At 68.6% G+C, this 13292-nt stretch carries 13 protein-coding genes; 9 read left to right on the forward strand and 4 right to left on the reverse strand.

Annotated elements, in window-relative coordinates; all coding sequences use genetic code 11:
* Nucleotides 1–5 precede the first annotated feature (5 nt).
* Nucleotides 6–914, forward strand: coding sequence for a glycine betaine ABC transporter substrate-binding protein (locus D9V41_RS09670; RefSeq protein ID WP_121794360.1), 909 nt, complete (start codon nucleotides 6–8; stop codon nucleotides 912–914).
* A 95-nt stretch (nucleotides 915–1009) separates the two neighbouring features.
* Nucleotides 1010–2200, forward strand: a complete 1191-nt coding sequence (gene ilvA / locus D9V41_RS09675; RefSeq protein ID WP_121794361.1) for a threonine ammonia-lyase — start codon at nucleotides 1010–1012, stop codon at nucleotides 2198–2200.
* A gap of 85 nt (nucleotides 2201–2285) precedes the next feature.
* Here the strand turns inward: ilvA and greA are convergent, their stop codons facing one another.
* Nucleotides 2286–2786, reverse strand: a complete 501-nt coding sequence (gene greA / locus D9V41_RS09680) for a transcription elongation factor GreA (protein ID WP_121794362.1) — start codon at nucleotides 2784–2786, stop codon at nucleotides 2286–2288.
* Nucleotides 2787–2852: 66 nt separating this feature from the next.
* Nucleotides 2853–3230 (reverse strand): DUF4307 domain-containing protein, encoded by a 378-nt coding sequence (locus D9V41_RS09685; protein WP_121794363.1) that lies wholly within the window; start codon nucleotides 3228–3230, stop codon nucleotides 2853–2855.
* Between the two features lie 56 nt (nucleotides 3231–3286).
* On the opposite strand from D9V41_RS09685, the gene mca reads away from it, so the two are divergent.
* From mca to D9V41_RS09710, 5 genes are all read left to right on the forward strand, one after another.
* On the forward strand, nucleotides 3287–4165 hold the full coding sequence (gene mca, locus D9V41_RS09690) for a mycothiol conjugate amidase Mca (RefSeq protein ID WP_121794364.1): 879 nt from the start codon (nucleotides 3287–3289) through the stop codon (nucleotides 4163–4165).
* Between the two features lie 50 nt (nucleotides 4166–4215).
* A complete protein-coding gene (locus D9V41_RS09695; protein WP_121794365.1) occupies nucleotides 4216–4464 on the forward strand; it encodes a hypothetical protein in 249 nt (82 codons plus the stop codon).
* Complete coding sequence (locus D9V41_RS09700; RefSeq protein WP_121794366.1) at nucleotides 4461–4898, forward strand: ASCH domain-containing protein; 438 nt, start codon at nucleotides 4461–4463, stop codon at nucleotides 4896–4898. Before D9V41_RS09695 ends, D9V41_RS09700 begins: the two co-directional genes overlap by 4 nt.
* A 204-nt stretch (nucleotides 4899–5102) precedes the next feature.
* Nucleotides 5103–6569, forward strand: coding sequence for an alanine/glycine:cation symporter family protein (locus tag D9V41_RS09705; RefSeq protein ID WP_121794367.1), 1467 nt, complete (start codon nucleotides 5103–5105; stop codon nucleotides 6567–6569).
* Nucleotides 6570–6651: 82 nt separating this feature from the next.
* Nucleotides 6652–8631: a thioredoxin domain-containing protein gene (locus D9V41_RS09710; protein WP_121794368.1), complete on the forward strand. Its 1980-nt coding sequence runs from the start codon at nucleotides 6652–6654 to the stop codon at nucleotides 8629–8631.
* 72 nt (nucleotides 8632–8703) lie between these two features.
* Here D9V41_RS09710 and trhA read toward each other — a convergent pair whose 3' ends face one another.
* On the reverse strand, nucleotides 8704–9330 hold the full coding sequence (gene trhA, locus D9V41_RS09715; RefSeq protein WP_121794369.1) for a PAQR family membrane homeostasis protein TrhA: 627 nt from the start codon (nucleotides 9328–9330) through the stop codon (nucleotides 8704–8706).
* Between the two features lie 88 nt (nucleotides 9331–9418).
* Here trhA and D9V41_RS09720 point away from each other — a divergent pair, with 88 nt between their 5' ends.
* Both D9V41_RS09720 and D9V41_RS09725 read left to right on the forward strand, forming a co-directional pair.
* Nucleotides 9419–10213, forward strand: coding sequence for an isoprenyl transferase (locus D9V41_RS09720; RefSeq protein ID WP_243697221.1), 795 nt, complete (start codon nucleotides 9419–9421; stop codon nucleotides 10211–10213).
* 194 nt (nucleotides 10214–10407) lie between these two features.
* Nucleotides 10408–11733 carry an RNA 5'-3' helicase PhoH2 gene (locus tag D9V41_RS09725; protein WP_279432341.1) on the forward strand — a complete coding sequence of 442 codons (1326 nt, stop codon included), beginning with the start codon at nucleotides 10408–10410 and terminating at the stop codon, nucleotides 11731–11733.
* 60 nt (nucleotides 11734–11793) lie between these two features.
* Here D9V41_RS09725 and D9V41_RS09730 read toward each other — a convergent pair whose 3' ends face one another.
* A complete protein-coding gene (locus D9V41_RS09730; protein WP_121794372.1) occupies nucleotides 11794–13266 on the reverse strand; it encodes an ArnT family glycosyltransferase in 1473 nt (490 codons plus the stop codon).
* Between the last annotated feature and the right edge of the window lie 26 nt (nucleotides 13267–13292).

Here is a 13292-nt window from a genome sequence, read left to right on the forward strand (position 1 = left end):
ACTGTATGAAGCGTCATGGATTCCTGAAGGGTGTCGGCGTCGCCGTCACCGCACTCGCCCTGGGTGCCACCGCCGCCTGCGGCTCAGGCGAGGACAACGACTCGGGCAACGGCGAGGGCGGCGGTGAGACCATCACCCTGGGCATCATCCCCTCGTGGACTGACGGCCTGAGCGTCGGCTACCTGTGGAAGAACGTCCTGGAGTCGGAAGGCTACGAGGTCGAGATCGAGGAGATCCCGGACGCGGCCCCGCTCTACACCGGCGTCGCCAACGGCGACATCGACGTCTACCCCTCCGCCTGGCCCGAGGTCACCCACGCCGCCTACATGGAGGAGTACGGGGACGACCTCGAGGACCTCGGCGCGTACTACGAGGGCGCCGTGCTGACCATGGCCGTTCCCGAGTACACCGACATCGACTCGATCGCCGACCTCAAGGGCAACGCCGACCGGTTCGGCGGCCAGATCATCGGCATCGAGCCGGGCGCCGGTCTCACCGATGCGACCAAGAACAGCGTCATGCCGGCGTACGAGCTCGAGGACGAGTACACGCTGGTCGAGTCGTCCACGACGTCGATGCTGACCGCGCTCCAGGATGCCGTCGAGGCCGAGGAGGACATCGTCGTCACGCTGTGGCGTCCGTTCTGGGCCAACTCGGAGTTCCCGATCAAGGACCTGGAGGATCCCGAGGGCGCGTTCGGTGAGCCCGAGACGCTGAACGCCATCGCCAATATGGACTTCTCCGAGGAGTTCCCGGAGGTTGCCGACATGTTCGCCAACTTCAAGCTCAGCGACGAGGAGTACGGCCAGCTCGAGGACATGGTCGTCAACGAGTACGGCGAGGGTCAGGAAGAGGAGGCCATCGAGGCCTGGCTCGAGGAGAACCCGGACTTCATCGACAGCCTCAAGGGCTGATCGCGCGGTCATCGCGACGCCCGGTCATCACCTGCTGCGGCAGGGGTGGCCGGGCGTCGGCATGTCCGCGGCCATCGACGTCCTATTCTGGGCCGGTGGATCTCGACGACGTACGCGCTGCCCGTGCCCTGCTCGACGGCGTCACCGAACTGACCCCGGTGGCTCACTCGCGCTGGCTGGCCGAGCACGTCGGCACGCCGGTCTATCTGAAGTGCGAGAACCTGCAGCGAGCCGGCTCGTTCAAGGTGCGCGGTGCCTATGTCCGCATCGCGCGGCTCGCGGAGGAGGAGCGCGCCCGCGGCGTCGTGGCGGCGAGCGCCGGCAACCACGCCCAGGGCGTCGCCCTCGCCGCGCGCCAGCTCGGAACCACCGCCACGATCTTCATGCCCGAGGGAGCGGCGCTGCCCAAGGTGCAGGCGACGCTCGGCTACGGCGCGGACGTCCGCTTCCACGGCACCGGCGTCACCGAGGCGTTGGAGGCCGCGCAGGAGTTCAGCGAACGCACCGGAGCAGTGCTCATCCACCCGTTCGACCACGAGGACATCCTCGTCGGACAAGGCACGGTCGGTCTGGAGATCATCGAGCAGGCTCCTGACGTCCGCACGATCCTCGTCCCGCTCGGCGGGGGCGGGCTCGCTGCCGGCATCGCGCTGCTCAAGCAGGAGCACCCGCACGTGCGTGTCATCGGCGTCCAGGCCGAGGCCGCTGCGGCGTACCCGACGTCGCTGGCCGAGGGCGCGCCGCGGCTGGCGACCATGGAGCCGACGATGGCTGACGGCATCGCGGTCGCTCGGCCCGGCGACGTTCCGTTCCGCGTGATCCGCGATTACCTCGACGACGTCGTCACGGTCGGCGAGGACACCTTGAGCACCGCGCTCATCGGGCTGCTGGAGCGCGCGAAACTGCTGGTCGAGCCCGCGGGCGCGGCCGGCGTCGCGGCGCTGCTGGAACGTCCTGAGGCCTTCGAGGGCCCTGTCGTCTCCGTGCTGTCCGGCGGCAACATCGACGCCCTTCTGCTGCTGGAGGTCATCCGCCACGGCCTGGCCTCCGCGGGGCGTTTCATGATGTTCCGTGTGCGGATCTCAGACCGTCCTGGCGAACTCATGCGCCTCTTGACCGAGCTGGCGCGCACCGACGTCAACGTCCTCAACGTCAATCACGACCGCGCCTCCGAGGCGCTGGGCGTGCGGCAGGTGGAGGTGGCGCTGCAGGTCGCGACCCGTGGGCCGGAGCATCGCGAGGAACTGCGCGACCATCTCACCCATCTCGGCTACGACCTGCTCTGACCGCCGGGTTCGGGCTCGGAACGGCCGGTGGCGCAAAGCGAGACGCCCCCGGCATCGTGCCGGGGGCGTTTCGTGATCTGGCAGATCAGAACGGGGTCGCGTCGAGGATCTCGACGGTGATGCTCTTGCCGTTGGGGGCCTCATAGGTCGCCTCGTCGCCGACCTTCTTGCCCGAGATCGCTGCGCCGAGCGGCGAAGTGGGCGAGTAGACGTCGAGGTCGACGCTGGAGTCCATGCTCAGCAGCTCGCGCGAGCCGAGGAGGAACGTCTCGGTGTCGCTGTCGCCGGCGAAGCGGATGGTGACCTTCATGCCCGGCTCCACGAGTCCGTCGTCGGCAGGAGCTTCGCCGACCTCAGCGCGACGCAGCATGTCCTCGAGCTGGCGGATGCGGGCCTCGGTCTTGCCCTGCTCCTCACGAGCCGCGTGGTAGCCGCCGTTTTCGCGGAGGTCGCCCTCCTCGCGGGCTGCGGCGATCTTGGCCGTGATGTCGGCACGCACCTCGCCCTTGAGGTGCTCGAGCTCAGCCGCCAAGCGGTCGTAAGCCTCCTGAGTGACCCAGATGGTGTCAGATCCGGTAGACGTCATGATGCCTCCTCCACGTACGGAACCCCGGGTCACCACCCGGGGTTGAAACTCCAAGCCTACCAGGGATCAGGCCGGCTCACAGGCCCGAAGCGTGGCCGTGGTGGCACGCTGCTCGGTCACGATCTCGGCGCGCACGCGCGTGTGGCGCGGGCTCGCCGGCACCTCGATCACGGTTTCGCCGACGATGGCCTTGTTCTCCGCCTGCGCGTAGACCTCGCATTCGAGCGGAAGGTTGTCCTCGTTGCGGTACACGTTCACGGTGATCGAGGTGAGTTCTTCGGACTGGACCTCGTACCCGAACACTTCGGCCTGGTACGGCGGAACGTCGTCCCAGGCGATCCACGCGGCCCACGCGACTCCGACGGAGACGCCGAGCACGGCCACGAGCGGCCACACCCAGCGCGGGGTCGTGCGGCGCCCGTAGCGCTGGGACAGATCGGTCATGACTTCAGTGTCTCAAACCGGTCGTGACGTCGGGTCTGCACCATCGCCGTGAAAAGATGGAGCCCGTGGACGAACGACTTCGATTGATGCACGTGCATGCCCACCCGGACGACGAGTCCAGCAAGGGAGCGGCCACGACGGCCAAGTACGTGGCCGAGGGAGTGGACGTGCACGTCGCTACGTGTACCGGCGGCGAGCGTGGATCGATCCTCAACCCCGGCTTCGAACATCCCGGCATCCTCGAGAATCCCGACCTGATCAGCGAGATCCGGCGCGAGGAGATGGAGCGGGCGCGCGACATCCTGGGCATCACGCAGGACTGGCTGGGATTCGTCGACTCCGGCTGGCCCGAGGGCGACCCCAAGCCCCCGCTGCCGGAGGGCTGCTTCGCGCTCGTGCCGTTGGAGGAGGCGGCGGCTCCGCTCGTCCGGCTCATCCGATCGTTCCGCCCGCACGTCATGACGACCTATGACGAGAACGGAGGCTACCCGCACCCGGATCACATCAAATGCCACGAGATCAGCGTCTACGCCTTCGAGGCGGCGGCCGATCCCGAGCGTTACCCCGACCTCGGCGAGCCGTGGCAGGTCAGCAAGCTCTACTACCACTTCGGCTGGTCGCGACGTCGGATGGACGCGATCGAGGAGGCCATGCGCCGCCACGGCCTGGAGTCGCCCTACACCGGGTGGAGGAACCGCCCGTTCGATCCCGAGCGGGAGAAGCGCGTCACCACGCACGTGCCATGCGCCGACTTCTTCCACGTGCGCGACGAGGCGCTTATCGCCCACGCGACGCAGATCGATCCGAACGGCTTCTGGTTCGCCGTCCCGCGCGAGATCGAGAAGGAAGCATGGCCGACGGAGGATTACGAGCTCGTCAAGAGCGTCGTCGAGACGACCCTGCCCGAGGACGATCTGTTCGCCGGCTTGCGTTGACGCCCGGGGTCACGCGGGCCCTGGGACGGATCACGGCCTAGGCTGAAGGCGTGGACTTCAGCTATCTGCCGTCGGTGATGATCGCCGCGGAGGAGATCGACCCCGACGGCAACCAGTCGATCGGCTGGCTCGCCGGTGGTTTCACCCTGCTCCTGTTCATCGTGGTCGCGCTGTTGCTGTGGTCGTTCGTGCGCATGGCGCGCCGCGCTCGTCAGCCGTGGCAGGGCGAGGAGGAACAGGGCCCGAACTCGTCCGACGACAGCGACGACAGCGACGACAGCGACGACACCACCCCGTGAGCCTCTGGCGCGATTACCTCGCGGCCCATCCCGACTACGCGAGCGAATCGCCCGTGGTCGACCAGTTCGGTGACTCGCCCGAACTCGCCGATGCGTTGCTCGAACTCGTCCTCACCGGCCCGAAGCGCGCGACCGCCGGGCTGGCGACCGACGGGGTCCCTGCGGTCGGGACGCATTGGGTGATGACCGATGGCGCGGGGCGCGAACGCGCCGTCCTTCGCACCACCGAGGTCCGCGTCGGCCGGCTGGACAGCGTCGACGACCAGTTCGCGTGGGACGAGGGCGAAGGTGACCGCAGCCGCGACGATTGGCTCGCATCCCATCGTCGATATTTCCGTCGGGTCATCGATCCGGCGATGAGCGACGACGACCTCGACGCGGTCTCCGTCGTGTTCGAGCGCTTCGAGCTGGTCTGGCCGCCGACCGACCGGTAGCGACCCCTTCCGGCTCGACCGCGAGCAGCGCGCGCCGGCCCCGTCCCATCGCGAAAAAGCACGAGCAGCTCTAGCGCGGTGTGATGTGTGCTGTGTAATATGCTACCTCGGTGTGACGGCAACCACAGCGTGTTCTCGCTGGCGACGAGTCGTGCATCCGAGGCGGGCACCCCCCCGTCTTCCGATCTCATCGTGAGGGAAGGCATGGACACGATCACCTTCATCAACGATTCCATCTGGAATCCCATGGCGTACTTCGCGCTGGCGACGGGCTTGGTCTTCACGCTCATCACCGGCTTCGTGCAGTTTCGCCGCATTCCCGACACCGTGCGGCTCATCACGAACAAGCGTGAATCCGCTGACGGCATCTCCTCGTTGCAGGCGCTCCTGCTGACGTTGGCAAGCCGGGTCGGCGTCGGCAACATCGCCGGCGTTGCGACGGCGATCGCCGCAGGCGGGCCGGGAGCACTCGTCTGGATGGTCATCTGCGCACTGCTCGGGGCGGCCAGTTCGTTCGCGGAGTCGACGCTCGCGCAGGTCTTCAAGCGCAAGGTCAACGACGAGCACCGCGGCGGTATGCCGTTCTACATCGAGCACGGACTCAAACTGAAGTGGCTGGCCGTCGTGGTCTCCACCCTCGCGATGCTCGGGTACGGCTTCGTGTTCCCGGGCGTCCAGTCCAACAACATCGCCGCGAGCATGGAGGGCGCCTTCAGCATCCCCACGTGGCTCACGGCCGTGCTGATCACCGGGCTCATGGCGTTCGTCATCGTCGGCGGCACCAAGCGCATCGTGGCGGTCGCGCAGATCATGGTGCCGGTCATGGCGCTCGGCTATGTACTCGCGGCCCTGGTGATCACGCTGGTGAACGTCGACCAACTCGTTCCCACCCTGCAGTTGATCTTCGGCTCGGCCTTCGGCACCGATCAGGTGTTCGGTGGCATCGTCGGTGCCGCCGTGGCGTGGGGCGTGCGTCGCGCCGTGTTCTCCAACGTCGCGGGTGTCGGCGAGGGCACGTACGGGTCGGCCGCGGCCTCGGTCTCGCACCCGGTCAAGCAGGGGCTCGTGCAGTCGTTCTCGATCTTCATCGACACCGTGGTCGTCTGCTTCGCGACCGGCCTCATGATCGTCATGACCGGCTCGTACAACGTGTTCGCCGCCGACGGTGAGCCCCTCGTCGAGCACGTCCCCGGCCTCCAGGCGGGGCCGGCGTACACGCAGGAGGCGATCAGTACGGTCATGCCCGGCTTCGGTCCGGCCTTCGTCGCGATCGCGCTGTTCTTCTTCGCCTTCACGACGCTGGTGGCGTTCTTCTACATCGCCAAGACGAACCTCGTGTACCTCACCGGGACGGAATCGAGCCGGGTCGGCGATCCGGCGCTGAAGGCCGGCATGCTCGTCATCACGTTCATCGGCGCGATCATCAGCGCGGACGCGATGTGGGGCATCGGCGATATCGGCTACGGCACGCTCGGCTGGGTGAACATGCTCTGCGTCCTGGCGTTGTCCGGCACGGTCATCAAGGTGACCCGCGATTACGATCGGCAGCGTCGGGCCGGCCTGGATCCGGTCTTCCGGCCGTCCGAGCTCGGCATCACGGGTGCCGACTTCTGGGAGAGCGATCCGGCCGCGGCCCAGCCGCCGCGCGACGCCGAGCACGAGGCACATTGAGCGAGCGGTGGCGCTTCTTGAGGGAGCGCCACCGCCGCACCGGCTACATGCGTCCTCGGGCCGGGTGTGCCAGCGTGGAGGTATGACGAACCGCCTCGCCCAGGCCCAGTCGCCCTATCTGCGGCAGCACGCCGACAACCCGGTCGACTGGTGGGAGTGGGGACCCGAGGCGATGGAGGAGGCCCGGCGCACCGACCGGCCGATCCTCCTGAGCGTCGGCTACGCGGCGTGCCACTGGTGCCACGTGATGGCGCACGAGTCGTTCGAGGACCCCGCCACGGCGGCGTTCATGAACGAGCACTTCGTCAACATCAAGGTCGATCGCGAGGAACGCCCGGACGTCGACGCGATCTACATGCAAGCCACCCAGGCGATGACCGGGCAGGGCGGCTGGCCGATGACCTGCGTGCTGACTCCTGAGGGCGAACCGTTCTTCGGCGGGACGTACTTCCCGCCCGAACCGGCCGGGCAGCACCCGGCGTTCACCCAGGTCCTCCAAGCCCTCGCCGAGGCGTGGCAGGATCGCCGCGAGGAGATCGTCCAGGTCGGAGCGCAGGTGCGCGCCTTCCTCGCCGAGCGCGGAGCCGGCGGCGGGGGAGCGCTGTCGCCGGACCACCTCGCCGGCGCCGTCGAGGCGCTCGTCGGCGAGTTCGACAGCGACGCCGGGGGATTCGGCAGTGCCCCGAAGTTCCCACCGTCGATGGTGCTGGAGTTCCTCCTGCGTCACCAGGCGCGCACCGGCGACGAGGCCTCGCTGTCCATGGTCGACCGCACGTGCGAGGCGATGGCGCGCGGCGGGATGTACGACCAGCTCGGCGGAGGCTTCGCCCGGTACAGCGTCGACCGGTCCTGGCGCGTGCCGCACTTCGAGAAGATGCTCTACGACAACGCGTTGCTGCTGCGGGTTTACCTGCACTGGTGGCGGCAGACCGGGTCGCCGCTCGGCGAACGCATCGCGCGGGAGACGGCGTGGTTCCTGTTGCGGGAGCTGCGCACCGCCGAGGGCGGTTTCGCCTCGGCGCTCGACGCCGACAGCGACGGACACGAGGGGACGTTCTACGTCTGGAACCCCAATCAGCTGATGCGCGCGCTGGGTGCCGATGACGGAGCCTGGGCGGCCTCGTTACTCGGGGTCACGGCGGCCGGGACTTTCGAGCGCGGCTTGTCCACGCTGCAACTGCTCGAGGAGCCGGACGATCCGGAGCGCTGGGAGCGCGTGCGCGCAGCGCTGCTCGACGCCCGCGAAACCCGCACGCGGCCGGCGCGCGACGACAAGGTCGTCGCGGCGTGGAACGCCCTGGCCGTCTCGGCACTCGTCGAGGCCGGTGTTCTCCTGGAGGAGCCGGCGTTCCTCGAGGCCGGCGTCGAAGCGGCACAGCTACTGTGGCGCGTTCACGTGCGCGACGGCGTGGTCCGCACGTCGCGTGACGGGGAGGCGTCGCGCAACGCCGGGGTCCTCGAAGATCACGGCACGATGGCGGAGGCGTTCATCGCCGTTCTCGGCGTCACCGGTGATCCGGCGTGGCTGGACCGGGCCCGCGGTCTGCTGGATCGCGTGCTGGAGCATTTCGCCGACCCCGACGGCGGCTGGTTCGACACCGCCGACGATGCCGAGCAATTGCTCGTCCGCCCGCAGGACCCGTCGGACAACGTCACGCCCTCGGGCACTTCGTCGGTCGCGCACGCCATGCTCGCGATGGCCGCGGTGACGGGGGAACCGCGCTACCGCGAAGCGGCCGAGGACTCGATCGCCGCGGCGGCCCCGCTGGCGCAGCAGGTGCCGCGGTACGCCGGATGGACACTCGCTGCGGCCGAAGCGGTCCTGGCCGGACCTGCCGAGGTGGCGGTCGTGGGCGACGATGCGACGCTTCACCGCGCCGCGCTCGGGCTGACGACGCCGGGCGCGATCGTGGTGCGCGGCGACGAGGGGGCGGCCATTCCGCTGTTCGAGGCCAAGACCCGTATCGACGGACGCACGGCCGTCTACGTCTGCCGCAACCACACCTGCCAGCGGCCGATCACCGACCCGGCCGAGTTGGTCGCGGATGACCAGGTTCAGTAGATTTCCTGTCACTTCTCCCGGTGAACTCACGCGGAGGCGTGAAGAAAACCTACGTAACCTGGTAATCCTCCGTCAGCCGTAGACGAGGAGGCTGACGCCGATGTAGTGAACGACGAACGCGGCGATCGTGAAGGCGTGGAAGACCTCGTGGAAGCCGAACCAGCGGGGGAACGGGTCGGGCCATTTGAAGGCGTAGACGAGCGCGCCCAGGGTGTAGAGGACGCCCCCGACCACCATCAGCGCGAGCACGCTGGGAGGCCCGGTCTCGGCGAACTCCGGCCAGTAGAGCACCGCGGCCCAGCCCAGCATCAAGTACAGCGGGACATAGACCCACCGCGGCGCGTGCAGCCAGAAGACCTTGAAGACCACGCCCAACAGCGCGCCGCCCCACACGAGCGTCAGCATGATCGCCGCGTGCCGTCCGTTGAGCAGCAGCAACGAGAAGGGCGTGTACGAGCCCGCGATCATGATGAAGATGTTCGAGTGGTCGACGCGTTTGAGCGTGAGCATGACGCTGCCGCGCCACGTTCCGGTGTGATAGACCGCCGAGACGACGAACAGTGCGAGTGAGCTCACCATGAAAACCGCTGCCCCCGCGCGCGCCTCGGGCTTGTCGGCGAGCACCAGCATGACGATGAACGAGAAGAACGCGAGCGGCGCCGTGGCCAGATGCAGCCAACCGCGAAGTCTGGGCTTCATGTCAGCGGCCCTCGCCTGAAGACGGTCAGAGACGTCATCGAAGAGTCGTTCGGAGGGCCGGCGTGTCACGTGTCGAGGATAGTGGCTGATGGAGGAGTCGGCAGCGCGTAGGCTGAGCCGCATGGGGATGAGCGACCTGCTGTACGGCGTGTACGAACGCCGGCTGTCCAAGATGCTCGACCCCGACCGGCTGCCGCACCACGTCGGCGCCATCGTCGACGGCAACCGCCGCTGGGCGCGAGGCGCCGGCGCGGGCGTCGATTTCGGATACCAGGCGGGCGCAGAGAAGATCACCGAGTTCCTCGGCTGGTGCGATGAGCTCGACGTCAAGATCGTCACCCTGTGGGTGCTGAGCACCGACAATCTGCGGCGCCCGCCCGACGAGCTCGCCGCCCTGCTGTCGGTCATCGAGCAGATGGTCGAATCGCTCGCGGCACTCGGGCGCTGGCGGCTTCAGCTCATCGGCAACCTCGACATGCTGCCGCCGGAGTCCGCCGCCCGGCTCAAGCGAGCTGCTGAGAGCACCGAAGGCATCGCCGGACTCAACGTCAACATCTGCGTCGGTTACGGCGGCCGCCAGGAGTTGACCGACGCCATGCGCTCCCTGCTGCTCGACCAAGCCGCCAAGGGCAAGTCGCTCGAGGAGGTGGCCCGCACGCTCGACGTGGACGACATCGCCGAGCACCTCTACACCAAAGGGCAGCCCGACCCGGACCTCGTCATCCGCACGTCCGGCGAGCAGCGGCTGAGCGGTTTCCTGTTGTGGCAGAGCGTGCACTCGGAGTTCTACTTCTCCGATGCGCTGTGGCCCGCGTTCCGGCGCGTCGATTTCCTGCGGGCGATGCGCTCGTACGCTTCGCGCGAGCGTCGCTTCGGCGCGTGAGTCGTCGCCGCGTCACCGGAAATTGACCTCGTCGTCATGTGGGTCACCGCGTGTCGCCGCGCCCGGGGAGCTCGCCGGTCGTACGTTCGGAATGTGCCGACGCTCGCCCCTGAGACAACGGTGCCCTTGGTCAGACTCGATCACTAGCTGAGGGCCGGGTGCAGGGTGCGCACGAGGCTCTCGAGGAGACAGCCGTGGCTGTGACACAGAGCAACGCCCCTGCCGATGCCCCGCGCCGCACGTACGTCCTGGACACGAGCGTCCTGCTCGCGGACCCGGCAGCCATGCAGCGCTTCCACGAGCACGAGGTCGTCATTCCGGTCGTCGTGATCAGCGAACTCGAAGCCAAGCGACACCATCCCGAGCTCGGCTACTTCGCCCGCAACGCGCTGCGTTTCCTCGACGACCTGCGCCTCGCGCACGGCACCTTGGCCGAGCCCCTGCCGATCGGCACCGAGGGCGGGTCGCTGCGGGTCGAGCTGAACCACACCGATCCGGAGTCTCTCCCGGCCGGCTTCCGGCTCGGTGACAACGACACCCGCATCCTCGCGGTGGCGCGCAACCTCGCCAACGAGGGTCGCGCGGTCACGCTCGTGTCCAAGGACCTGCCGATGCGGGTCAAGGCGTCCGCGGTCGGTCTCAAGGCCGAGGAGTACCGCGCGGAGTGGGCGCTGGAGACCGGATGGACCGGCATGCGGGAGCTCGAGGTGCAGACCACCGACCTCGACGCCCTCTATGAGCACGGCGTCGTCGATCTGGATGAGGCGCGCGAACTGCCGTGTCACACCGGGCTGGTGCTGTTGTCGGCCACCGGCAGTGGCCTGGGCCGGGTCACGGCGGACAAGCGGGTCCAGCTGGTGCGCGGTGACCGCGACGCCTTCGGTATCCACGGCCGTTCCGCCGAGCAGCGGGTCGCGCTCGATCTCCTCCTCGACCCGAGTGTCGGCATCGTCTCGCTGGGCGGCCGGGCGGGCACCGGTAAGTCGGCGATGGCGATCTGCGCAGGCCTGGAGGCCGTGCTGGAGCGCGGCCAGCACCAGAAGGTCGTGGTGTTCCGGCCGCTGTACGCGGTCGGGGGCCAGGAACTCGGGTACCTGCCGGGCAGCGAGTCCGAGAAGATGGGGCCGTGGGCGCAGGCGGTGTTCGACACGCTCAGCGCCGTCACCTCCCCGGCCGTGGTCGAGGAGATCCTCGATCGCGACATGCTCGAGGTGCTGCCGTTGACCCACATCCGCGGACGGTCCTTGCACGACTCCTTCGTCATCGTGGACGAGGCGCAGTCGCTGGAGCGCAACGTCCTGCTGACGGTGCTCTCGCGCGTCGGCGCCAACTCCAAGGTCGTCCTCACGCACGACGTCGCTCAGCGCGACAACCTCCGGGTCGGGCGGCACGACGGCGTCGTCGCGGTGGTGGAGAAGCTCAAGGGGCACCCGCTGTTCGCGCACGTCACCCTCACGCGGTCCGAGCGCTCACCGGTCGCGGCGCTCGTGACCGAGATGCTGGAGGACGTCACCCTCTGAACTCGCTGAGTGTGACGTTCGGCCAGTGAAACGGCCGTGATCTCCTGCCGAACGTCACACTCAACGGGTACCGCACGGATCGACCGGGATGTCGCGGTCGGCGTCGCGCAGCAGATAGGTCGGCCGGCCGCACAGCTCGGCGACTTCGGCGTAGCGCTCGTCGAGCAGGTCGGTCGGACCGGTGAAACCGTAGCCGGGCCAGCTCGAGGGCCGGGCACTGAGCACGATCCAGGTGGGCGCGTGCTCGGACTCGATCATCTCGGCGAACAGGTCGAGGTCGGTGTCCCGGACGAGTGCGGGCAGCAGCCACAAGTACGGGTACGGCGTCTCGAGGCCGGTGGCGTAGGAGATGTTGACCCCGAAGGGAAACACCGTGATCCGGTCGCCGGGCCCGGCCACCGCCGCGATCGCTTCGCCGGTGCGGGCCCGCGTGTTCGGATGCGCCTCGTCGCGGTCGACGGAGTAACTGCCGATCGCGACGGCGAGGACGGCGGCCAGCACCAGCCGTTCGATGTGCCGGCCGACCTTGCCGTACTGGGCGAAGGCGACACCGGCAGCCACCGCGACCGGGCCGCACCACTGGATGAGGTAGTGGAGCCAGGCGCTGCCCCCGGCCACCACGGAGACGCCCCCGTAGGCGATGACGGCGAACAACGCCCAGGTCGTCGGTCGCGGGCGTCGCCACAGCAGCGGCAGCGCCACCGCGGTCAGCGGGATCGCCCCACCGAGCAGAGCCGCCCAGCGCAAGGTCACCCGCCGCTCGCTCACAGTCGGGCTGTCGTCGTTGATGGCTTGTGCGGCTTCGATCCGGAACGGGTACAGGGCCTCGTAGAGTTCCAGCGGCGAGGTGCCGCGATTCCAGGACCAGAGCAGCATGACGACGCCGAGGCCCAGCGCCCCGACCAGAAAGCTGCCGATCAGCGCTCCGGCACGTGCCCAGCTCAGCCTGCCTAGCACCAGCGCGGCTAGTCCGGCCACTCCCACGAAGAGCACCACGTCGACGAAGTTCTGCTTGACGAGGATCGCGCTCACCGCCGCCGCACCGGAGAGCGCGGCCCGGAGGGCTGATGCCCGTGCGCTCAGGCCGGGCGACAACGCGCTGATCGAGGCCCAGATGCCGGCGAGGACGAAAGGCGTCGCGAGCAGTTCGCCGTCCACCCGACCGAACGAGACGATCGGGGTGCTGAGCAACAGCGCCGCGATCCATGCGGTCGGCACAGCCGCGGCGGGCCCGGCGAGGGAGCGGGCGGCGCGGCTCGCGAGCCATACCGACAGGGCGGTCACCAGGAGACCGATGATGCGCAGCGGCACCATCCCGCCCGCCAACTCCGCGATCCGGAAGATGGTGATGAGGAGTGGGGGCCGGTCCACCCAGTGCTCGCCGTACAGGTAGGGGCCCGCGGAGTTCCAGCCACCACCGACAGTGAGGAAGCCGGCTTCGTCGGGGGAGAGCGGATAGCGAAGGCGCGGGATGCGGATCAGGACGGCAACCACGGCCGCGAGCGCGACGAGCAGGCTGCGCGAGCGGGTCACGCTGCCACCCTAGCGACGTCCGTGGC

Source organism: Aeromicrobium phragmitis (assembly GCF_003674095.1).
Taxonomy (GTDB): Bacteria; Actinomycetota; Actinomycetes; order Propionibacteriales; family Nocardioidaceae; genus Aeromicrobium; species Aeromicrobium phragmitis.